The organism is Halogeometricum rufum (assembly GCF_900112175.1).
Lineage (GTDB): Archaea > Halobacteriota > Halobacteria > Halobacteriales > Haloferacaceae > Halogeometricum > Halogeometricum rufum.
This window is the reverse complement of record NZ_FOYT01000001.1, coordinates 1,718,869-1,738,960: the sequence shown is the minus strand read 5'-3', so window position 1 is coordinate 1,738,960 and position 20,092 is coordinate 1,718,869. Positions and strand designations below refer to the sequence as shown.

At 69.6% G+C, this 20,092-nt stretch carries 22 protein-coding genes and 1 pseudogene; 10 read left to right on the top strand and 13 right to left on the bottom strand.

What is annotated here, in order from left to right:
* Positions 1 to 77: 77 nt before the first annotated feature.
* From BM310_RS08960 to BM310_RS08935, 6 genes are all read right to left on the bottom strand, one after another.
* Complete coding sequence (locus BM310_RS08960; protein WP_089806640.1) at positions 78 to 1,088, bottom strand: phosphotransferase family protein; 1,011 nt, start codon at positions 1,086 to 1,088, stop codon at positions 78 to 80.
* A 31-nt stretch (positions 1,089 to 1,119) separates the two neighbouring features.
* On the bottom strand, positions 1,120 to 1,803 hold the full coding sequence (locus BM310_RS08955; RefSeq protein WP_089806638.1) for an HAD family hydrolase: 684 nt from the start codon (positions 1,801 to 1,803) through the stop codon (positions 1,120 to 1,122).
* An 83-nt stretch (positions 1,804 to 1,886) separates the two neighbouring features.
* Positions 1,887 to 2,834 carry a phosphotransferase family protein gene (locus BM310_RS08950; protein WP_089806637.1) on the bottom strand — a complete coding sequence of 316 codons (948 nt, stop codon included), beginning with the start codon at positions 2,832 to 2,834 and terminating at the stop codon, positions 1,887 to 1,889.
* A 235-nt stretch (positions 2,835 to 3,069) separates the two neighbouring features.
* The gene (locus tag BM310_RS08945) at positions 3,070 to 3,819 is read right to left on the bottom strand and encodes an SAM hydrolase/SAM-dependent halogenase family protein (protein ID WP_089806634.1); all 750 of its coding nucleotides are present in this window, start codon (positions 3,817 to 3,819) and stop codon (positions 3,070 to 3,072) included.
* Between the two features lie 44 nt (positions 3,820 to 3,863).
* Positions 3,864 to 4,928, bottom strand: coding sequence for an ABC transporter ATP-binding protein (locus tag BM310_RS08940; RefSeq protein ID WP_089806632.1), 1,065 nt, complete (start codon positions 4,926 to 4,928; stop codon positions 3,864 to 3,866).
* A 168-nt stretch (positions 4,929 to 5,096) separates the two neighbouring features.
* Entirely contained in the window at positions 5,097 to 5,957 is an 861-nt protein-coding gene (locus tag BM310_RS08935) for a YihY/virulence factor BrkB family protein (protein ID WP_177232566.1), read from the bottom strand.
* Between the two features lie 108 nt (positions 5,958 to 6,065).
* On the opposite strand from BM310_RS08935, the gene BM310_RS21355 reads away from it, so the two are divergent.
* The 3 genes from BM310_RS21355 to BM310_RS08925 all read left to right on the top strand — a co-directional run bounded on the left by BM310_RS21355 (position 6,066) and on the right by BM310_RS08925 (position 9,030).
* Entirely contained in the window at positions 6,066 to 6,290 is a 225-nt protein-coding gene (locus BM310_RS21355) for a DUF1328 family protein (RefSeq protein ID WP_177232565.1), read from the top strand.
* Positions 6,291 to 6,420: 130 nt separating this feature from the next.
* Positions 6,421 to 6,879 (top strand): DUF6789 family protein, encoded by a 459-nt coding sequence (locus tag BM310_RS08930; protein ID WP_089806628.1) that lies wholly within the window; start codon positions 6,421 to 6,423, stop codon positions 6,877 to 6,879.
* Positions 6,880 to 7,044: 165 nt separating this feature from the next.
* The gene (locus BM310_RS08925) at positions 7,045 to 9,030 is read left to right on the top strand and encodes a cbb3-type cytochrome c oxidase subunit I (RefSeq protein ID WP_089806626.1); all 1,986 of its coding nucleotides are present in this window, start codon (positions 7,045 to 7,047) and stop codon (positions 9,028 to 9,030) included.
* A gap of 122 nt (positions 9,031 to 9,152) precedes the next feature.
* Here BM310_RS08925 and BM310_RS08920 read toward each other — a convergent pair whose 3' ends face one another.
* Complete coding sequence (locus tag BM310_RS08920; protein ID WP_089806624.1) at positions 9,153 to 9,569, bottom strand: hypothetical protein; 417 nt, start codon at positions 9,567 to 9,569, stop codon at positions 9,153 to 9,155.
* 305 nt (positions 9,570 to 9,874) lie between these two features.
* On the opposite strand from BM310_RS08920, the gene BM310_RS08915 reads away from it, so the two are divergent.
* Both BM310_RS08915 and BM310_RS08910 read left to right on the top strand, forming a co-directional pair.
* Entirely contained in the window at positions 9,875 to 10,537 is a 663-nt protein-coding gene (locus BM310_RS08915) for a helix-turn-helix domain-containing protein (protein WP_089806623.1), read from the top strand.
* A gap of 62 nt (positions 10,538 to 10,599) precedes the next feature.
* A complete protein-coding gene (locus BM310_RS08910) occupies positions 10,600 to 11,409 on the top strand; it encodes a BtpA/SgcQ family protein (protein ID WP_089806621.1) in 810 nt (269 codons plus the stop codon).
* 6 nt (positions 11,410 to 11,415) lie between these two features.
* Here the strand turns inward: BM310_RS08910 and BM310_RS08905 are convergent, their stop codons facing one another.
* The 4 genes from BM310_RS08905 to BM310_RS21845 form a co-directional block, all read right to left on the bottom strand.
* Positions 11,416 to 11,967 carry a carotenoid biosynthesis protein gene (locus BM310_RS08905; protein WP_089806619.1) on the bottom strand — a complete coding sequence of 184 codons (552 nt, stop codon included), beginning with the start codon at positions 11,965 to 11,967 and terminating at the stop codon, positions 11,416 to 11,418.
* A gap of 6 nt (positions 11,968 to 11,973) precedes the next feature.
* On the bottom strand, positions 11,974 to 13,113 hold the full coding sequence (locus BM310_RS08900; RefSeq protein ID WP_089806617.1) for an NAD(P)/FAD-dependent oxidoreductase: 1,140 nt from the start codon (positions 13,111 to 13,113) through the stop codon (positions 11,974 to 11,976).
* Between the two features lie 55 nt (positions 13,114 to 13,168).
* Positions 13,169 to 14,143: a phosphomevalonate decarboxylase MvaD gene (mvaD, locus tag BM310_RS08895; protein ID WP_089806615.1), complete on the bottom strand. Its 975-nt coding sequence runs from the start codon at positions 14,141 to 14,143 to the stop codon at positions 13,169 to 13,171.
* A 95-nt stretch (positions 14,144 to 14,238) separates the two neighbouring features.
* Entirely contained in the window at positions 14,239 to 14,373 is a 135-nt protein-coding gene (locus BM310_RS21845; protein WP_281246520.1) for a hypothetical protein, read from the bottom strand.
* Between the two features lie 110 nt (positions 14,374 to 14,483).
* Here BM310_RS21845 and BM310_RS08890 point away from each other — a divergent pair, with 110 nt between their 5' ends.
* Complete coding sequence (locus BM310_RS08890; protein ID WP_245778452.1) at positions 14,484 to 14,903, top strand: SRPBCC family protein; 420 nt, start codon at positions 14,484 to 14,486, stop codon at positions 14,901 to 14,903.
* Between the two features lie 85 nt (positions 14,904 to 14,988).
* Here the strand turns inward: BM310_RS08890 and BM310_RS08885 are convergent, their stop codons facing one another.
* Together BM310_RS08885 and BM310_RS08880 are read right to left on the bottom strand one after the other, a co-directional pair.
* Positions 14,989 to 15,573 carry a flavin reductase family protein gene (locus tag BM310_RS08885; protein ID WP_089806611.1) on the bottom strand — a complete coding sequence of 195 codons (585 nt, stop codon included), beginning with the start codon at positions 15,571 to 15,573 and terminating at the stop codon, positions 14,989 to 14,991.
* Positions 15,574 to 15,688: 115 nt separating this feature from the next.
* Positions 15,689 to 15,949, bottom strand: a pseudogene (locus BM310_RS08880) (DoxX family membrane protein); the annotation flags it as partial.
* Between the two features lie 188 nt (positions 15,950 to 16,137).
* On the opposite strand from BM310_RS08880, the gene BM310_RS08875 reads away from it, so the two are divergent.
* The 4 genes from BM310_RS08875 to BM310_RS08860 all read left to right on the top strand — a co-directional run bounded on the left by BM310_RS08875 (position 16,138) and on the right by BM310_RS08860 (position 20,089).
* Positions 16,138 to 16,809, top strand: a complete 672-nt coding sequence (locus BM310_RS08875; protein WP_089806609.1) for a phenylalanine--tRNA ligase subunit alpha — start codon at positions 16,138 to 16,140, stop codon at positions 16,807 to 16,809.
* A 57-nt stretch (positions 16,810 to 16,866) separates the two neighbouring features.
* A complete protein-coding gene (locus BM310_RS08870; RefSeq protein WP_089806608.1) occupies positions 16,867 to 17,292 on the top strand; it encodes a hypothetical protein in 426 nt (141 codons plus the stop codon).
* A gap of 65 nt (positions 17,293 to 17,357) precedes the next feature.
* A complete protein-coding gene (locus BM310_RS08865; RefSeq protein WP_089806606.1) occupies positions 17,358 to 18,059 on the top strand; it encodes a DICT sensory domain-containing protein in 702 nt (233 codons plus the stop codon).
* A 155-nt stretch (positions 18,060 to 18,214) separates the two neighbouring features.
* The gene (locus BM310_RS08860) at positions 18,215 to 20,089 is read left to right on the top strand and encodes a COG1361 S-layer family protein (RefSeq protein WP_089806605.1); all 1,875 of its coding nucleotides are present in this window, start codon (positions 18,215 to 18,217) and stop codon (positions 20,087 to 20,089) included.
* The last annotated feature ends 3 nt before the right edge of the window (positions 20,090 to 20,092 follow it).

Sequence of the window (20,092 nt, the reverse complement as noted above, 5' to 3'; positions counted from 1 at the left end):
AAACGAGTAGTTGTGTGACGAGTACCGTTCGAAGGCGAGCGACCGGAGAGGCCTCGTCGGCCGGCGCTCGCGACGGTCTACAGCCACTCCCGCAGTCGCTCGCGGTGGAACTGCACCGCTCGCCCGCCGTCGAGTTCGGGAAACCGCGGCCGCGTCACCTCACCCCGCGAGTCGACGGCCGAGCGAACGACCGCGACCAGTCGGTACACCGACCGCACGTTCGGATACGGACGCACGGACGCGTACCCGTCCCTGAACGCGACGCGGAGCGACTCGCTGTCTTCGACGTACCAGTCGGCGACGAGGTGCTCCGTCTTCGCGACCGAGAGGCCCGGCGCGGCGGCGAGCGGACCGCCCCAGTCGAGGACGGCCGCCACCGTCTCGCCGTCGAACACCGCGTTGCCGGGCCGGAGGTCCCACGGGTACAGTCTGGACGACGGACTCGACGGGAGCGAGGCGGCCTGGAGCGCCGCACCGATGTCCGGGCGGAGGCCGTCGAACGCCGGCGGGAGGGCGTCGATGCCGGCCCGGGCGTACGCACGGAACCACCCCGGCCACGGCGACTCCGACGGCCGCTCCGTCGACTCGCTGGGCCGTCTCGGCGACGCTGCGACGGCGAACTCGGTTGCCTCGTCGTCGCCGAACCAGCGGTGGTCGTCGGGCGGCGTCTCGTCGTCCGCGACGCGGACCCGCCCGTACGAGTCGAACGCGAACGCTTCGTGGAGTTCGGCGAGGAACCGACCGAACCGGCGCGCGAGGCGGGTTCGCGTTCCGTCGTCCACGCGGGAGAACCGTTCGTGCAGGTCGGTCCCGGCGACGCGTTCGACCACGGCGTACGCCCGGCCGTCGAGGCGGCCGGCGGCGAGGACGCGCGGCGTGGGCACGGACGTCCGTTCGCGGACGGCGCGGGCGAGGGCGAGTTCGGTCCGGAACGCCGCGGCGTCGGCGGCGAACTGGACGACTGCACCGCCGCCGTCGGCGAACGCGACGAGCGTCGTCTCCTTCGTGTTGCCGCGGCGGGCCGGCGTCGCCGAGGCGACGGACCGGTCGGGGAACTCGCGTTCGAGGACGGCGGCGACGTCGCTCACTGCCCTCGACTCCCCGTTCGGCCCGTCCGCCTCATCCGCGCGCCCCGTCCAGCACGGCGGCGAGTTCCGAGAGCGATTCGAGGACGTAGTCGGGGTCGTACGTCCCGGCGTCGGCGTCGCCGTCCTCGGGACACCACGCGACGGGGAGTCCGGCCCCCTGCGCGCCCGCCACGTCGTACTCCAGCGAGTTACCGACGTACAGCGTCGACGACGCCGACACCGACAGTTCGGCGACGGTGCGGTCGAACGGGTCCGCGTGGGGTTTGCGGCGCGGCATGTCGCCCGCGTACACCACCGCCTCGAAGGCGTCTTCGAGCCCCAACGACGCGAGCTTCGTCGACTGGCGGTGTTCGGGGCCGTTCGTCATGAGTCCGACCGCGGCGCGGTCACGGGCCGCGGCCAAGCCGTCTTCCGCGCCGTCGAGGAAGGAGACGGCGCCGTTGTCCACGACGGCGTCGAACCCCCGGGCCAAGGCGTCGACGTCGGCGTCGCGTCTGCCGTGGCGGTCGGCCACGGCGCCGAAGCCGTCGCGCAGGTAGCCGAGTCGGTCCTGCGGGTCCGGCGCGCCGTCGAGCGCCGCCCAGAGGTCCGCCGGCGCGCCGAACGGGTCCTCGCCGGCGCGTTCGAACGCCCCGAAGTAGACCTCGTCGGCGTCCTGGTCGTGTCGGCACAGCGTCCCGTCGAGGTCGAACACGACGGCGTCGAAGCGTGTCACGCTCCCACTAGGGACGTGAGGAGCAAAAGCGACTCGCCGCCGGCGCGGTGCGGCGCGGGGAGTCGACGGCGCGGCGCGACCGGTCACGAGAGCCGTTCGACCCGCTCGAAGATGTTCTCGCGGAGGCGGGCCGCGCGTTCGGCCGTCTCGCGCGGCCCGTGCTGGTCCTGTACGTGTAGCGATTCGACGTAGTAGACCTCGTTCAACAGCGCGTAGAACGGCGCGCGCCGGTCGAACCCGGACGGCAGCGACCGGACGGACTCGTAGCCCTCGCGGAACGCCGTCGACGAGGCGTCGTCGCCGCCGAACGTCGGTAGCACGGTGCGCCAGTAGTCGAACCCGGCGGGGGCGGCCACGGCGTGTTCGAAGTCGACCACGCACGCGACGCGGCCGTCCGCGACGGCGACGTGTTCGGGAGTGGCCCACCCGTGACAGCAGACCGGCGGGCCGGCGCCGGCGAAGGCGTCCACGCGGTCACGCAGAAGGTCCACGACGGCGTCTGCGACGTCGCCGTGACCGTAGCGGGCGAGGACGGGGCGACGCCGCCGGACTTCGGCGAGGGCCGCCTCGCGCCAGTCCTCGGTGCCGTCCACGCGCGGTGCGCCGTCGTCGGTCACGGGGTCCGCCCCGTCGCGGGACCGAAACGGCCCGAAGGCTCCGAGGTGCGATTCCGTCTCCGCGTGCAGGGTGGCCAGCGTGCGACCGGCGGCGCGCGCCCACGTCTCGTCCGCGACACGCGCCGCGTCGGGTTCGGGCGCGTCGGGGTGCCACGCCGCGACGTAGTGGTCGTCACCGACCGAGAGCACCTCCGGGACGGGGACGGACGTCTCCCGGCCGACGAACGCCGTCACGCGCCCCTCGACGCCGGCGCTCCCCGTCGGTCCGGTGTCTCGCTTGTAGACGGCGCGGCGGCCGTCGACGCGCACCTCGTACACCTCGTGCGGCGGCACGTCGCGCAGTTGCCGGACGATTCGGTGTGAGTCGGAGGCCGATTCGAGTCTGTCGCGTCTCTCGTCTGTGTCTCGTCGCATGGTGTTCGCCGCGTGACGGGCGGCGACCGGCCGGCCGCAGGGTGCTGCGGCTACGGCCGTGAGAAGACGGTCGAACGGTCGTCCGAACCGGACAAAAACGTACCGGTGGGGGCCAGCGGACGGCCCGATGCGGCGGGGTCGGAGGGTGGCCCCGCGACGGCTATCGCCGTTCGACCGTCACCCCTTCATCGCCGTTCGACCGCCACCCCTTCATCGCCGTTCGACCGCCACCCCTTCATCGCCGTTCGACCGTCACCGCGTCGCCGACGGCCAGTCCGAACGCGTCGTCGCCGCGCCCGCGGTTCACCGCGAACTCGACGTTGCCGTGACTGCCGACCGTGACGAGTCGGTCGCCGTGGTCGACGGCGGCGTAGGCGCGGGCGACGGGCGCGGACTCGCCGTTCACCGCGACGCGGTCCGCACCGTCGAGGAACTCACCGGGGACGTTGGTGACTGCGTTGCCGAAGTCGTCGACGACGAGGACCTCCCCCGTCGCTCGGTCGCCGTCCACCGTCGCCGTCGGGAACGTGAGGTCGACGAACTCCGCGGCGGGCGTGACGCGTTCTATCGCCGTCACCGCGGGCGCGTCGTGGACGTCCGCGGCGGCCGGCGCGAACACGTCGCGGCCGTGGAACGTGTTGCTCGCCACGTCGTCGTAGGCCACGTCGTACACGTCGAAGTCGTCGCCCGCGAGTTCGCGGACGGCGGGTAGCACGACGCCGTTGTCGGGCGCGACGAACGTGTGCCCGGCCGCCTCGACGACGATTGCGGCGCGGTCGGTGCCGACGCCGGGGTCGACGACCACGAGGTGCGTCGCCGCCGGGAAGTACGGGAGCACCTCCCGGAGCCAGAACGCCGTCGCGCGGACGTCCTGCCGGGGGAAGTCGTGGGCGACGTCCACCAGTCGGGCGTCCGTCCGGCGGAGCAACACGCCCTTCATCGCGGCGGGGTAGGGCGTCCCGAAGTCCGAAGACAGCGTTATCATCGTCTCTCACCTCCGCCCGTCGCGGCCATGTCGCTTTCGGACGCTCACAGCACCGTCACCGACTCCGGAGCGAACCCGAGTTCGAGGCGCGCCGCCTCCGGCACCGACCCCGTCTTGACGACGACGGTCCGCCCCGCCCACCGGCAGTGCAGGCGCGTCGTGTCGCCGAGGAACTCCGCCGTCTCCACCTCGACGGCGAGTCGGTTCGCGGCCGTCGCCCCCTCCGAGGCCGTCGCCCCGGTCGCCTCGGCAATCGAGAGATGTTCGGGACGGACGCAGAACCGAACCGTCTCGCCCGCGTCGGCGTCCGTCGGCGGGAGTTCGAACTCGGCGTCGGCGACGCGGACGACCGTTCGGTCGCCGGACGCGTCGCGGACCGTCCCCTCGAAGACGTTATTGTCGCCGACGAACGTGGCGACGAACTCCGTCTCCGGGCGGCGGTAGACGTCCTGCGGCGTGCCGACCTGTTCGACCCGGCCGCCGTTCATCACGGCCACGCGGTCGGAGACGGCCAGCGCCTCCTCCTGGTCGTGCGTGACGTACAGCGTCGTCACGCCGAGTTCCTTCTGCACGCGCTTGACGCTCCGGCGGAGTTGCTCGCGGAGGCGGGCGTCCAGCGCACTCATCGGTTCGTCGAGGAGGAGGACGTCCGGTTCCGGGGCGAGGGCGCGCGCGAGGGCGACGCGCTGCTGTTGGCCGCCCGAGAGGTTGTCCGGGTCGCGGTCGCCCATCCCGGCGATGTCCATCATCTCCAACAGGTCTCCGACGCGTTCGTCAACCGTCGTCCCCGCGGGTGGACCGCCGAACTTGAGGCCGTAGGCGACGTTCTCGCGGACGGTCATGTGGGGGAAGAGCGCGTAGTTCTGGAACACCACGCCCACGTCGCGGTCCTCCGTCGGCACCCCGCTCACGTCCGTTCCGTCGAAGCGGACGACGCCCTCCGTGGGCGTCTCCAACCCGGCGACGAGGCGGAGCGTCGTCGTCTTCCCGCATCCGGAGGGGCCGACGAGCGTGAAGAACTCACCCTCGGATATCGACAGCGAGACGTCTCGAAGCGCCGCCGCGCCGGCGTACGTCTTCGTCACGCCGTCGAGTTCGAGGTCAACCACGGTCCGACGCCTCCGCGAGAGCGACGGGGTGCGACCCGAGAACGGCCGACATCGTATCGTGTCGTGTCACTCACCAGCCGATGATATACCCGTCGAATCTCGGACCGACGGCGGGAGCGCACCGTACCAGTCGACGCCCGCGGCGACCCGACTCGCGGCGGAGCGCGTTCAAGAACGCAGTTCGCCCTCCTCTTCGTCGGTGGAGTTCGGCAGGTCCGGGACGCTCGGCAGCCAGTCGGCGTCGGCGTCCACGCGCCCCGTGAGGACGGCGTTGACGACGACGCCGACGAGAATGGCCAGTCCGCCGAAGTAGAGCCACGAGAGGAAGATGAGCGCGACGCCGGCGACGCCGTACAGTTGGACGCTCTCCGAGAGCGTGACGTAGACGCGGAAGACGACGCCCGAGACGGTCCACGCGGCGGCGGCGAGGAGCGCACCCGGGAGCACGTCGCCGAGCGGTTGCTCGACGGCGGGAAACAGGTAGTACATCGGGAGGAAGACGAGGAGGAGCGACCCGAAGATGAGCACCACGCTGGCGACGGACAGCCAGCCGACCGGGAGCGCCACCGAGAGGGCGATGGAGACGAACGAGACGGCGATGAGCCCCGTCGTCGTGCCGACGAAGACGAGTCCGGTGTCGCGGAGGCGGCCCCAGAACGACGTGTGCCGCCGCGTGCCGTACACCTCGGCGAACGTGTCCTGGATGGACCGCAGGCTCTTCAGCGAACTCCACACCACGATGGCGACGGCCAGCGACAGGGCGCGGAGACGGGCGGAGGTGTTCGCACCGATCATCTCCATCACACGTTCGAGTTGCGCCTGGTCCACCTCCACGAGCGCAGTCAAGCCGCCGACGATGCTCTCGGCGGGCCCGAACGTGGCGACGCCGACGACGAGCAAGAACACCGTCGGGACGAACGCGTTGAAGACGTAGTAGGCGAGGCTCGCCGCGAGCGTCGTCACGTTCTTCTCGCGACTGACCGCGACGACGGCTTTCGTCACCCGAACGACGGACTCGACACGAGACACGGCCCGGCGTACGAGGACGGCCGGTATCAATCGTCGCAACTGTCGGGTTGGGAGACGGTCTGTCGAACGGCTACAACGGTTATGTGCGAGACGAGTCTCTGTGTAACTATGCCAGCGCTCACAGCACTCGCCGCCGGAGTCGCAGTCGCCTCGTCCGCCGTCGCGGTCCCCCTGCAGTCGGGCGGACTGCTGACGCTCGCTATCGCGTTCATCGTCCTCGCCATCCTGGCGGGCCTCGCCGGCTTCCGGGGCGTCGCCGGCCTCTCGATGAGCGCCGCCCGCCTCCTCGTGGTGGTGTTCCTCGTGCTCGCCGTCCTCACGTTCTTCCTGTGAGGGGGCCGCGCCGGACGCGACGCGGCGCGCCACGGGGGCTGTCGCCCCGGCGAACGACGACGAAGCGAGACGCCGCGCGTCGCCGCCAACGCCGTCAGGCTTATTCGCCGGTTCCCCGAACCAGTCTGACATGAACAGGCCACTCGCCGCAGTCGCCGGAGGATTCTCCGGAACAGCCGTGCTGACCGTTCTACTCCTTCTGTTCGAAGTCGAGACTCGCTCGCAAATCGGGATGTTCGAGGTCGTCGCCCGGTTCGTCGGCGTCCCCGGCAGCACCACCGTCGGCTTCCTCCTGTTCGTCGCCGCGGGGACCGTCGCGTGGCCGTTGCTGTTCGTCGCCGTCGAGGAGACGATTCCCGGCGGCGACCCGGCCATAAAGGCGATGGGCGTGGGCGCGATTCTGTGGGTGCCGTTCGTCGTCGTCGGCCGCGGCGAACTCACGGGCGCCATCGTGTTCGCGTTCACCGGCCTGACGCTCGTCGCCCACCTCGCGTACGGCTACGTCACCGGTGCCGTCTACGCCCGCCTGACCGGCCGGACGCCGTCGCGCGAGACGTTCGGCGACGACCCCGACCTCTCGTCGCGGTAGCAGTTCGTCGCCGGTCCGGAATCGGCATCCCCCGCGCCGTCTCCATCTCGTCGCCGCTCCGATTGGTAAGAAATCGTACCACTTGCGGAAACTGGGAACGGCCTTCGCACTTATGGGGGGACCGTCCCAAGTCGCTCTCGTGCGCGCCTCGCGCTCAGTTCGATAATGTCTCTGCCGCTCGTCACCCTCCTCGCGGCCGTCTGCGCCCTCCTCGGTGGGTGGGTCTGCTGGCGCCGCCGCGAGACGACCGACGCCGCTCGAGTCGAATCGCTCAGCGACGCCGTCTCGCTCAGGACCGACGGCGGCGAACGCCGCGGCGCGGACGACGCACGCGCCCGAGACGCCGACCGACGCCCGGACGGGGGCGAACGGCAACCCGAGGAGTCCGCCGCCGACGGCGGCCGCCTCTCCTCCGTCGTCGGAACGCTGTACGGCCGCGAACACAAGACCAGCAAACCGTACGGCCTGATGCGCTGGGTGACGAGCGTCGACCACAAGGACATCGGCATCCTCTACGTCATCTTCGGACTCGCCGCCGGCCTGTGGGGTGCGACCGACGCGATGATGATTCGCACCGAACTGTTCACCCCGACGACGGACGTGTGGGACGCCGACACGTACAACGCCCTCTTTACCACGCACGGGCTGACGATGCTGTTCTTCTTCGTGACGCCCGTGTTCACCGGGCTGGCGAACTACTTCCTCCCCATCATGGTCGACGCCGACGACATGGCGTTCCCGCGCATCAACGCCATCGCCTTTTGGCTCCTGCCGCCGTCGTTCGTCCTCGTCCGGGCCGGCCTCCTGACGGAGGTGCTGGCGAAGATGATAGACGCCGTCGGCCCGCGCATCGAGTTCCTCTACGCCCTCGAACCGCCGACGCCCGGGTGGACGCTGTACGTCCCGCGGGCGGTCCAGTTGGCGAACCCGCAGGTGGACCTGCTCATCCTCGGCCTCCACCTCTCCGGACTCGCCACCGTCATGGGGGCGGTAAACATCATCGTGACCATCTTCACCGAACGCGGCGAGGACGTGGGGTGGTCCAACCTGGACATCTTCTCGTGGTCGCTCCTGACCACGAGCGGTATCATCCTGTTCGCGTTCCCCCTCCTCGGCAGCGCGCTACTGATGCTGCTGCTCGACCGCAACTTCGGGACGACGTTCTTCGCCGTCGAGGCCGGCGGCCCCATCCTCTGGCAACATCTGTTCTGGTTCTTCGGCCACCCCGAGGTGTACATCCTCGTCCTCCCGGCGTTCGGGCTGACGAGCCAGATTCTCCCGAAGTTCGCGGGGCGACGACTGTTCGGGTTCAAGTTCATCGTCTACTCGACGCTGGCCATCGGCGTGCTGTCGTTCGGCGTCTGGGCGCACCACATGTTCGCGACGGGTATCGACCCGCGCCTCCGCGCCTCGTTCATGGCCGTCTCCATCGCAATCGCGGTTCCGAGCGCCGTCAAGACGTTCAACTGGATGGCGACGCTGTGGAACGGGAGCGTGCGACTCGAAGCGCCGATGCAGTTCCTCATCGGCGGCATCGGCCTGTTCGTCGTCGGCGGCGTCACCGGCATCTTCCTCGCGTCCATCCCCGTGGACCTCGTCCTCCACGGCACTTACTACATCGTCGCGCACTTCCACTTCATCGTCGTCGGCATCATCGCGTTCTCGATGTTCGCGGCGTCGTACTACTGGTACCCGCTCCTCACCGGCCGGATGTACGACCGCCGCCTCGCCACCGTCCACTCCGTCCTCAGCATCGGCGGCGTGATGCTGACGTTCTTCCCCCTGTTCCTCGTCGGCCTGATGGGTCTGCCCCGCCGGTCGGCGGGCTACCCCGCCGAGTTCACCCTCCTCCAGCAGGTGGCCACCGTCGGCGCGTTCGTCCTCGCGGTGAGCGTCGGCATCTGGCTGTTCAACATGGTGAACTCGTTCCGGACCGGCGGCGTCGTCCGCGACCCGGACCCGTGGAACCTGAAGGAGACGGGGCAGTTCTCCCGCGAGTGGCAGTGGTTCGAAGACCGGATGTCACAGGACCTCTCCCGGCCGCACGCCCTCGCCGACGGGGGACGTGAGACGGGGGACGTGGTCGCCGACGAGGCGGACGGCGGCGGAGACGCCGAAGGCGACGGTAGTGCGGATGCCGAAGACGACTGACGGCGCGGCCGTCGAAGACGGCTGACGGCGTCCCGGGGGTCGGAGAACGCGGACGAACGGTCGTCGCGAGAACGAGCGGCGGCGAATCGGTGCTTCCGACGCGTTCGGTGCGGCGAGACGGCTTAACTCTGGAACGGTTCCTCGTCGCGGTGGTTGTCGGGGTTGTTTATCTCCTGCGCCTCGCGTTCCATCTGGTCGGTCTCGCGGTCCACGGCGTCGACGTCGCGGCGGTCGCCGTCGGGGTGGACCTCGTCCTCGTCTCCCGCGCCGGGCATGCGCGCCCGGTCCACGAAGCGGTCGCGGCCGCCGTCGTCGTCGACGACGAACGCCACGTCCGAGGACTCGTACAGCGAGAAGAACGACTCCCAGTCGAGTTCGCGCCCCTCGCTGTCGTCGTCGTCGGTGAACTGGAGGTTCAACGCGCCCTCGGACGTCGCGGAGACGACGGGGTGCGCCCCCGTCTCTTCGGCCCACGCCTGTATCTCCTCGCGGTCGGTGAGCACTCGCTCTCCGTCGTCGGTGTCGCTGTCTGCGGTCATCGTACCGGGTGGTCTCCCGGAACGGTTACGCGTCTCTTGCCTGCGAGTGCAGGGTTTCCGTGAGCAGAGACCAGATAAAGAAACCTGCACTCGCAGGCAGAATACCGGCGACGACGACGCCGCAATCACACGATGCTGCTGCCGGGCACTCCCGAGGCACCCCCCGACAGCAGAGGGGTCTATCTCTCCGCTGACTCCGGGCATCTCACTCGACTCGCTCTCCGTTCTCGACGGACGTACCGAACGCACCGACGGGTTTCGGAGCGGCCACCGCCTTCAAATCGGGGCCGTCCGTACGACCCGGCGTGACGAGCATCGCCACGCTACGGGCCGACGCGACGGAGTTCCTCCTCGACGAGGCGTTCCGTGCAGTTCCGACGCTGGCCGTCGAGGTGCCCCCGGTGGTCGCTCACGGCCCGGACGACCCGTTCCCGTTCCTCGCCGTGACGGGCGCCGACCCCGACACCGTGTTGTCGGCGTTCGCGGACGACGACTCGGTCCGCGAGGCGACCTGTCTGTCGCGCATCGACGACGGGGGTCTGTTCCGCGTCGAGTGGGCCGAGACGGTCGAACTCCTCCTCGGGTCGGTCGTCAGGACGGACGCGACGGTGCTGTCGGTCCGGGGAACCGAGGGGACCTGGCGACTCCGCCTCCTCGCCCCGGACCGCGACTGCCTCGACGTGACGTTCGACTTCCTCGCCGACCACGGCGTCGAGGTGGAACTCGACGGCATCCGCCGCCTCGACGCCGACGACGCCTCCCGTTCGTTCGGCCTCTCGGAGGCGCAGTACGCGGCCCTCATCACCGGTCTCGACCGGGGATTCTACGACGTGCCGCGCGACACCGACTGCTCCGAACTCGCCGCCGAACTCGGCATCACGCATCAGGCGCTCTCGGAACGACTCCGCCGCGCGCACGGGACGCTTGTCGAGAACGCCCTCGCCTCCGGGTCCCGCGTGTTCAACTGACGCACCGCGCGTCCGCCGCGTCGAGTCCGTGCGTTTTTGTCCCGACTCGGCGACCCACGGGTATGTCCGCACAAACGCTCCCCGAGAACGCCGTCGTCGGGATGGTCCACCTCGACCCCCTCCCCGGCGCGCCGAACCACGACGCCGCAGGCGGCCTGGACGCCGTCCGCGACGCCGCACTCGACGACGCCGCCGCACTCGACGCGGGCGGCGTGGACGCGGTCGTGGTCGAGAACTTCGGCGACGCCCCGTTCTACCCCGACGACGTCCCGAAGCACACCGTCGCGTCGATGACCACCCTCGTGGACGCCGTCGCCCGCGAGGTGTCCGTCCCCGTCGGCGTCAACGTCCTCCGGAACGACGCCGAGGCGGCCCTCGCCGTCGCGGCGGCGACCGAGGCGTCGTTCGTGCGCGTCAACGTCCACGTCGGCGCGCGGGTCACGGACCAGGGCGTCGTGACGGGCCGCGCCCACGAGACGATGCGCCTGCGCGACCGACTCGACGCCGACGTGGCCGTCTTCGCCGACGTGGGCGTGAAACACTCCGCACCGCTCGGTCCGGAGACGCCCCTGAAGACGGCGGTCGAGGAAGTCGTCGGGCGCGGACTCGCCGACGGCGTCGTCGTCTCCGGGCCGGGCACCGGCGCGCCGACGGACGACTCGGACCTCTACACCGTCGCGCGGGCGGCGCGAGAGGCGGGCGTCCCCGCACTCGTCGGAAGCGGCGTGACCGCCGAGACGGTGGCCGAGACGCTCGACCGCGCCGACGGCGTCGTCGTCGGCACCGCATTGAAGGAGGGCGGCGAGACGACGGCCCCCGTGTCGGAGTCCCGCGTCCGCGCCGTCGTCGAGGCGGCGCGCGGGAGTCGGTGAGTTCGGTCAGGGCGCGCCGACGGCGGCGACCAGCGTCGTCAGGACGAACCAACCGACGAAGTTCCACCACGGCACGTCGCGGTAGCGAGGCGTCGAGAGGCGCGACTCGGGGTACGTCCAGAAGCCGTTTTCGACGCCGTTCGGGTCGGTGAGGAGGTCGAGAGCGGTGGCGAGGAGTCCGGCGGCGACGGGCCGAACCGCCCCGGCGACGACGAACTCGACAAGCGAGTACGAGAGGTATATCGCGCCGACCCAGCCGAGGAGGGCGACGACGGGCACGTCGAGCAGTTTCGGCTCGGTGTGGTGTTCCAGCAGTCCGAGTCGAATAACCGCGACTTCGGCGACGAACGCGGCGACGACGGCGACGGCGGCGAACCGTATCGCGGGCGCGACGCCCCACGCCCACGCGGCGTGGAGCACCGCGGCCGCGCCGAACCCGGCCGTCGTGAGTCGAAACAGTCGGTCGTCGGCGGGCGCGGCGCGTTCGCGTCCCGCGTTCGGCCGGCCGTCCTCCGACGTCGAGCGTTCCCGCTCCGTCCCCGACCGTTCGCCCGCCACTGCCGACTACCCGCTCAACTCCTCTTCGACCAGTTCGACGGCGTTCTTCACCGCCCCGACCGACCCGAGGTGGCCCGCGCCGACGGACGCCTTCATCGCCTTCGCCGCGCTTCCGGTGACGACGGTGGGTCCGAGTTGGGCCACCGCGCCGTCGCCGACGCTCACTATCCACCCGGGCACGTCGAAGCGGTACGGCTCCATCCGAGGGGCGAAGTCGTCGGGGTCGGCGTCCGTCTCGTGTCTGACGAGTCTGGCGACGTTCTTCGCCACCGTGTTCGCCTCGCGGAGGGCGGCGGACGCGGAGGCGGGGACCGCCTCCCCGTCGGCGTCCACGATGCGCGCGGCGTCGCCGACGACGAACGTGCGGGCGTCGAGTCGCAGGTCGCTCCGGACCGTCGGTCGGTCGCCCGCCATCGCGGCCTGTCCGGCGATGCCGCCGGTCCAGACGAACGTGTCGTAGGCGAACGTGCCGGCGTCCGTCTCCACCGCCTCCGCCGTCGCGCGCTGGACCGTCGTGCCGGTCCGAACGTCGATGCACCGCGCCTCGAGTTCGTCGCGGACCGCCTCGCGGAAGTTCCGCGGGAAGTTCGGCGCGACGTCCTCCAACTGCTCGACGACGGTGATGCTCGCCGTCACGTCCTCTTCGTCCGCCAACGCGGCGAGTTCGCCGGCCGTCTGGACGCCGGAGAGACCCGCCCCGCCGACGACGACGTTCACGGCGTCGTTCGCCGCGGCGGCCGCGAGGAACGACTCGCGGATGGCCTCCGCGTCGGCGACGGACTTCAGCGGCAGGGAGTACTCCTCGACCCCGGGCAGTCCGTAGTAGGCCGTCGCGGAGCCGAGACAGACGGCGGCGTAGTCGTAGTCCAGCGTCGTCCCGCCGTCGAGGTGCACCGTCCGCGCCTCGCGGTCGATACCCTCGACGCGGGCGACGCGAACCTCCGCGCGGTCGAACAGTTGTCCGAGCGGGACTCGAATCGTCTCGGCGAGACTCGGGTGCCGAATCACGCGGTGAACCTCGTGTTGGACGAGGTGGCTGTCGGATTCGTCCACGACGACGAGTTCCGCCTCGGCCGGGAGGCAGGATTCGAGCCGACGGGCGAGCGTCACACCGGCGTACCCCGCACCGAGTACCAGCACGCGCATACCGGATGGTAGGCGCAGGGAGCAAAGAGCGTGTGGGGTTTCGACGCCGCCGGTTTCAGAACAGCGCTTCGGACTCGTCGAGTACCTCGGCGGGGCCGCCGACGCTCCAGACGTCGGTGTCGACATCGCAGGCCGCGACGGCGTCCTCGACCCGGTCGGCGTGTTCGGCCGTCGTGTTGACGTAGACGCTCGCGCCCGTGTCGGTGGAGAAGTAGACCGGTATCTCCGTCTCCTCGCGGAGTTCGCTGACGGCGTTGAACACGGCGATGGTCTTCGGCTGCCAGTACACCCACCCCGCGGGACCCGTCATCGTCGTCGCCGTCAGCGACAGGGAGTCGTGCTCGGCGAGTTCGAACGCGCGGTCGAAGTCCGCCGCGTGGAGGGCGTCGCGCATCTCGTCCAACTGGTGGTGGACGTGGGCCATCCGGGCCTGGAACATGTGGCTCTCGGCGGCCTCCTCGTGGGCCTGTTCGGTCTCCTTGTAGGCGGGGACGTGCGCGGCGACGATGCGCAGGTCGTCCTCCAACTCGGACTCGATGCGCTCGGAGCGGCAGTCCTCGTCGTTCATGCCGGAGTAGAGGTGCGAGAACGCGCCGGTGACGGCGCGGGCGGCCGAGGAGGACCCGCGGCGGGCGATGGTCGAAATCTCGGGGCGGGTCAGCTCCAGTCCGGCCGCCTCGGCGAGGGCCATCGCGGCGGCGGCGAACCCCGACGACGAGGAACCGAAGCCGATGTTCGAGGGGAAGGAGTTCTCCGACTCGAGCCGGACCGCGTGGTCGAAGTCGGCGAGCGTTCGGACGTGGTCGACGACGGCGTCGATGCGTTCGGCCCCGCGGCCGGTGACCTCCTCGCCGCCGATGACGTACGTGTCCTCGGACGCGTCGGGTTCGAACTCGACGGTGGTTCGCGTGTGACTCGGCGCCGTGCAGACGCTGATGCTGTCGTGGTAGGGGAGTCGCAACTCGGCGTCGCGCATCCCGTGGTACTTCACCAACCCCTGAATCGGGTGTGCCTTGGCGGTGGCCTTCATAGTCGTACCCGTGCGGGACGCGGGGTTAAACGTCCCGATGGCTCAGCGTCGAGAGCGCGGAGAAGACTCGGTGGGCGTCGCGTCTGCGGAGGCGTTCAGTCGTCTGCCGGTGCCGGCTCGTCGGATTCGGCGGCTTTCGATTCGAGCCCTCGGTCCCAGACGTTCGTCACGGAGTCGCCCGTCGGCGGTGTGTGGCTGACTTCTTTCATGCTGCGTGGGTTCTCAGACATCGTGTGAGTCTCTGGCACGAGCGACGGCTTAACGCTTTCCTGAAAATGATTATAACACTTTGTACCATACCAATATGTATAAGGATTCTGCGGCTGACTCGTTACCAAGGGTGAGACGAACCGAGACGACGGTCGAACGGACGCCGGACGGTCGGCGTCTCGTCGTCGCCAGAACGGTGGACGCCCCCGCCGAGGACGCGTGGGACGTACTGGTCGAGACGCGTCTGTGGCCCGAGTGGGGGCCGTCGGTGACGGCGGTGCGCGGCCCGGACCGAATCGGACTGGGAGCGACCGGCGAGGTTCGAATCGCCGGCGCGGGCGTCTGGGTGCCGTTCGAGGTGACGGCGTTCGACGCCGACGCGCGCCGGTGGACGTGGGCCGTCGCGCGCGTCCCGGCGACGGGCCACCGGGTCGAAGCGCTCGGACCGGAGCGGTGCCGCGTCGCCTTCGAGATACCGCCTCTCGCCGCGGGGTACGCCGTCGTCTGCCGACGCGCCCTCGGAAAGATTGCGCGTCTCGCCGAACGATAGGCGTCGGCAGGGGACGGCGGCAGCAGTCGACGACGGCGGCGGTAACCGGCGGCGTCGACTCCGTCGGGGCCGCGCGAACGGCCGACTACGGCGGCCGTTCCATCGAGAACCGGTCGGTCGTCCGGGCGTAGTCGCTGCCGGCCATCCGGCCGACGGCGTCCAGTTTTCGCGTGTCCATCTTCCCGTCCGTGAGCAGGGACTCGTCCACGTGCGCGTGGACGACTTCGCCGAGGACGACGGTGAAGACGCCGACGTCCAGCGTCTCGGCGAGGCGACACTCGAAGGAGACGCGCGCCTCCGCGACGCGCGGCGCGTCGACGGCGACGCCGGCGGCGGGCGTCACGCCGGCGCGTTCGAACTCGTCCGTTTCGGGCGGGAGCGTCGCACTCGTCTCGTTCATCGCCTCCGCCACGTCCGCGGTGACGACGTTCCAGACGAACTCGCCCGTCTCGACGGCGTTGCGGGCGGTGTCCTTCCTGTCGTCGCCGGTGCCAGACGCGGAGAACAGCAGCGTCGGCGGGTCCGGCGTCACCACGTTGGAGAAACTGTACGGCGCGAGGTTCCGCGTCCCGTCGGGCGCGCGGGTGCTCACCCACGCGATGGGGCGGGGGACGACGGCACCGGAGAGCAGGCGGTACGGCGACCCGAACGCGTCGGGCGGTCCGTCCACGTCACCGCACCTCGCGCCCGCGCCGTCGGTTCGTCTGCCGTCGGTGCGTCCGCCGTCGCCTCGTGGTCCGTCGGGTCATCGTCTCGCGTTACCCGCCGAACGCGATAGGCGTGTCGCCGGCGGCGACTGACGGGTAGACGCCCGCGGCGATGCCGAGGCCGCCGACGCCGAGCATCACGCCGGAGGCGACGACGGTGAATCGCGCCGCCGGGAGCCCCTTCGCCTGCGCGTAGCCGGTCATGTCGTCGACGTCGAGCAGGTGGTTCAGGCCCACGAAGGCGAGGACCAGACCGAACAGGAGGCGTCCGAGGAGGAACGCGACTCCCGCGCCGGGCCCGTCGAACCGGAGTGCTGTCGTCGTGAGTTCCGGTATCAGCACGATACGTGGTTTCGAGAAGGGGAGACATCCTCGATTCGCGGCCCGTCGGGTCGCGGGCCGCACGGTAAGATTCTGCCGGGTACTCACAAACGGAGAGTCTGGCCGAACGTCTGAATTTTCTCTCAATCTCTCGAAAAATATAGGTGCGCTCGTATCCGACTATAGCTGAATGGACTTCCCTACCGATGAGTGAATCCTGGGATACCGCGGGGTACATCGCGAGCTCACGGTACAGAGCGTCCGTCTGTGAGTTTCTCGACCGGGAGGGCCCCGAACTCCCGTCGAAAATCGCGACGAGGCTCGATTTGGCCCAACCGCACGTCTCGCGGGCACTCTCGGAACTCCGCGACCGGGGAGTCGTCGAACTCCTCGTTCCCGAGTCACAGCAGAAGGGTCGGCTCTACGGCCTGACGCGCGATGGAAAGCAGGCGCTCCTCAGACTGGAAGGCGAATCTGCCTCCGTCTCCGTCTCCTTCGTCGAGGCGGGGGCGTTCCCGTACGAACCGCTCGTCGAGTACCTTCGCGAGGAACACGCCGACGACGTCCGACTCGTCGTCGCGCGCGACGGCGACGACTCGGACGTGTTCGTCGCCGACGAGGCGGCGCGCGACCGGTACGACGAGCGAACGCTCGCCACCCTCATCGCCGCGCTCCGCGCGGGGGACGCCACGGTGGACGAGAAACTGGTGGACCTGCCGACGGGCGAGGACCAGTTCGTCGTCCGCGGCTACGAACACCTGCTGTTGGTTCGACTCTCCGTCGGCGACGACGCCGAAGTGCTCGTCACGCTCGAACGCGACGCCGAGGTGGACGTCAACGGCTTCGTGGACGCCTGCCGACGACGCCTCCGGAACTGACGCCGACGCCGTCGCCGGGAGGCGAACGCACTAATCCGTCGCGCCCGTACCACGAGTATGTACACGGGCAAGACGGAGCAACCGTGCTGCCTCTGTGACGACCCGGAGACGGTCGCCCGCGTGGACGTGCCGCCGCGCGCGGTGCCGATGATGAAGCACTCCGGCCCCATCGCGTGGCGCGACATCGTCGGCGAGGTGTCGATTCACTTCTGCGAGAGCGACTGGGAACTCGTCCGTGACCTCGTCGTCGAGATGGACATGAACCCGCTCTCGCGGTGCAACGTCGCGCGGGCGTCGTTCAGCATCCGGGAGGACTTCGAGGCGTTCACCTCTCGGACCCGCGAGGAACCCGACCAGACCGAACTGGAGTCGCGCCTCCGCGCCGACGCGCGCGAGACGGTGGCGAACTACGGGGACGACCCGATGGTGGAAGAACGGGACTACGTGGAGGCGTCCATCGTGCTCGACGCGCTCTCTCCGTGACGGGACCGCTCCGGCCGAACCGCACAAAACGGTTTTAGGGATACCGGCATAGGTTGACGTGATCGATGAGTTTGCGGGACATAATCACGGCCGTCAGGGAGCGACGACGGACGCTCGTCGTCTACGACCCCGCGCCCGACCAGTTGGTCGAACAGTTGCGGGAGTACGCCGCGCCGTACCCGCTGACGGTCGAACGCCGTACCGCCGACGAGTCGCTGTCGGGACACGTGGAACTCACCGACAGCGACGGCGGGTTCGTCCGCACCGACTGCTCGGGTCTGCCGACGCCGCTCACCACCGAGGCGTTCGAAGAGCAGTTCCGAGACGTGCTGAGCCGAATCGACCGGACCACGTTCTCCTCGTACGACGGGACGCAGATGGCCGCCACGTCCCGCGAGATAGAGGACCGGGCGTGGCGGTACGGGCAGGGCTCGCTGCACGCCGGCTTCCAGCGCGCCTCCACGCTCGGCACGCAGGAACGGGTGTACAGCGACCTGGCGAGCAAGGACCTCGACATCCACGCCTACGCCGTTCCGGACCGGGACGCGCCCCGCCCCGACGGCGTGACCGTCCACCTCGTCGACGACGACGAGATTGCCGCGACGTGGTTCGTCGTCTACGACGGCGCGGGCGACGACGAGTCCAAGTGCGCGCTCCTCGCGGAGGAACGCGACCCCGGCGTGTTCCGCGGGTTCTGGACGTACGACCCGGACGTGGTCGACTCGGTCCTCTCGCACCTCTCGACCCGGTATGCATCGTCGACGTGAGGCTGTTTGTAAATTTCTACTACAACGCAAACGCAGAGTTTGTTTGTCGAAATTTACAACACCTTATATTCTAGGCGGTCAATCGGACTACACGAAGCGACAGTACCGGGTCAGCCCGCGCCCGGTCAGATTCCGACGGCGGGCGCTCACATCACATGATACGGAAGTCACTCACAGTCCTCTTGGTCGTCGCACTCGTCGCGAGTGCCGTTCCTGCCGCAGCGCTCACTTCGAACCCGGACATCCAGGTCATCGTCCCGCAACCGACGGTGCAACCGGGGACGGAGAACACCGTCGACTTCCAGCTCGTGAACGACCCCGGCGGCGCCGAAGACGAGACGGTCACCGCGCGGAACGTCCGCGTCCGCGTCGGCGACAAGTCGCCGATAAACGTGCTGACGGAGAACCTCTACGTCCCGCAGTTGCCCGGCGGCGAACCGGCGACGCAGACGCTCCGGATGTCGGTCCCGTCCGACATCGACAGCGGGACGTACAGGATTCCGATAACGGTCACGTACCAGTTCGACTCCGGGAGCGGTGACGCCAAACAGATCACCCGCTCGCTCGAAGTGCCCGTGAAGGTCCAGAGCGGTCCCCGGTTCGTCGTCACCGCCACCAACTCGACGGCCACCGTCGACGGCCGCGGGACGCTCAACGTCACGATGGAGAACGTCGGCGAGGAGGCCGCCTCCGACGCCACGTTCACGCTCGCGTCGAGCAACAACGACGTGAGCCTCGGCGGCGGGGCGCAGGCGACGCGCTTCGTCGAGAACTGGAAGAAGGGCGGAGAGCAGACGTTCCAGTACGACGTGCGACTCGGCGAGTCCGCCCAGCCCGGCAACTACTCGCTCGAAGGCACCGTCTCGTACAAGGACGCCTCCGGCAACGCCCGCACGAGTCCGGCGCTGACCGTCGGCATGCGGGCGCTCCCCGAGGTGACGTTCGACGTCTCCGAGGTGGAGAGTTCGCTCCGCGTCGGCGGCAGCGGGAAGGTGACGGGGACCATCACGAACACCGGTCCGCTGACGGCGCACAACGCCGTCGTCGTCTTCCAGACGAACAGTCAGACCGCGCAGGCGACCGAGACGGAGTACGCCGCCGGGTCGCTCGAACCCGGCGAGTCGACCGAGTTCTCCTTCACGGTGAGCGTCGGGGAGTCCGCCGACCCCGGACCGCGCCAGTACGGCGTGCAGGTCAACTACCGTAACGGCGACGGTGACCAGGTCCAGAGCGACGTCGTGGACCTGCCCGTCGAGGTCAACGAGAGCGGGTCCGGCTTCGCCATCCGGAACCTCGAGAGCACGCTCCGCGTCGGCGAGGAGGGGACGCTCAGCGGGACTCTCGTCAACACCGACGACGAACCGGTGACGAACGCCGTCCTGCGGTTCGACCCGTCCGGACAGACGGTGACGCCCGTCGAGACGGAGTACGCCGTCGGCAACCTCGCGCCGGGCGAGGCCCGCGACTTCGAGTTCGAGGTGGAAGTCTCCTCGGCCTCCGCCGGCGGTCCCCGACAGTTCGGGTTCACCGTGAACTACCGCGACGAAGACAACACCCAGCGCACCTCCGACGCCATCGAGGTCCGCACCGACATCGGCCCGAAGTCCGACGAGTTCGAGGTGTCGCCCGTGAACGCGACGTACGCGGCGGGCGAAACCGGCGAGTTCCGCGTCGAGGTGACGAACACCCGCGAGGAGGTGCTGACGGACATCTCGGCGAAGATATACACCGAGTCGCCGCTCAGCACGTCGAACTCCGAGGCGTTCATCGCCGAACTCGAACCCGGCGAGTCGGAGACCATCGTCTTCGAGGTGAGTTCGTCGGGGAGTGCGCTGGCGAAGACGTACCCCGTGAAGATGGACTTCCAGTACGACGACAGTCAGGGTGAGACGGTCATCTCCGACACGTACCAGGTTCCCGTCGAGGTGACGGAGTCCGAGGGCGGCGGCCTCCCCCTCGGTCTCATCGCCATCGTCGTCGTCGGCCTCCTCGGGATACTCGGCTTCGTCTACGTCCGCCGACAGGACTAACGG

What these genes read in the sequence shown, in the direction of transcription:
- BM310_RS08875 (WP_089806609.1), top strand. Translation starts at nt 16,138, where the DNA reads ATGAGTGAATCCTGGGATACCGCGGGGTACATCGCGAGCTCACGGTAC.
- BM310_RS08945 (WP_089806634.1), bottom strand. Translation starts at nt 3,819, where the DNA reads ATGATAACGCTGTCTTCGGACTTCGGGACGCCCTACCCCGCCGCGATG.
- BM310_RS08870 (WP_089806608.1), top strand. Translation starts at nt 16,867, where the DNA reads ATGTACACGGGCAAGACGGAGCAACCGTGCTGCCTCTGTGACGACCCG.
- BM310_RS21845 (WP_281246520.1), bottom strand. Translation starts at nt 14,373, where the DNA reads ATGTCTGAGAACCCACGCAGCATGAAAGAAGTCAGCCACACACCGCCG.
- BM310_RS08920 (WP_089806624.1), bottom strand. Translation starts at nt 9,569, where the DNA reads ATGACCGCAGACAGCGACACCGACGACGGAGAGCGAGTGCTCACCGAC.
- BM310_RS08865 (WP_089806606.1), top strand. Translation starts at nt 17,358, where the DNA reads ATGAGTTTGCGGGACATAATCACGGCCGTCAGGGAGCGACGACGGACG.
- BM310_RS21355 (WP_177232565.1), top strand. Translation starts at nt 6,066, where the DNA reads ATGCCAGCGCTCACAGCACTCGCCGCCGGAGTCGCAGTCGCCTCGTCC.
- BM310_RS08900 (WP_089806617.1), bottom strand. Translation starts at nt 13,113, where the DNA reads ATGCGCGTGCTGGTACTCGGTGCGGGGTACGCCGGTGTGACGCTCGCC.
- mvaD (WP_089806615.1), bottom strand. Translation starts at nt 14,143, where the DNA reads ATGAAGGCCACCGCCAAGGCACACCCGATTCAGGGGTTGGTGAAGTAC.
- BM310_RS08950 (WP_089806637.1), bottom strand. Translation starts at nt 2,834, where the DNA reads ATGCGACGAGACACAGACGAGAGACGCGACAGACTCGAATCGGCCTCC.
- BM310_RS08910 (WP_089806621.1), top strand. Translation starts at nt 10,600, where the DNA reads ATGTCCGCACAAACGCTCCCCGAGAACGCCGTCGTCGGGATGGTCCAC.
- BM310_RS08930 (WP_089806628.1), top strand. Translation starts at nt 6,421, where the DNA reads ATGAACAGGCCACTCGCCGCAGTCGCCGGAGGATTCTCCGGAACAGCC.
- BM310_RS08860 (WP_089806605.1), top strand. Translation starts at nt 18,215, where the DNA reads ATGATACGGAAGTCACTCACAGTCCTCTTGGTCGTCGCACTCGTCGCG.
- BM310_RS08925 (WP_089806626.1), top strand. Translation starts at nt 7,045, where the DNA reads ATGTCTCTGCCGCTCGTCACCCTCCTCGCGGCCGTCTGCGCCCTCCTC.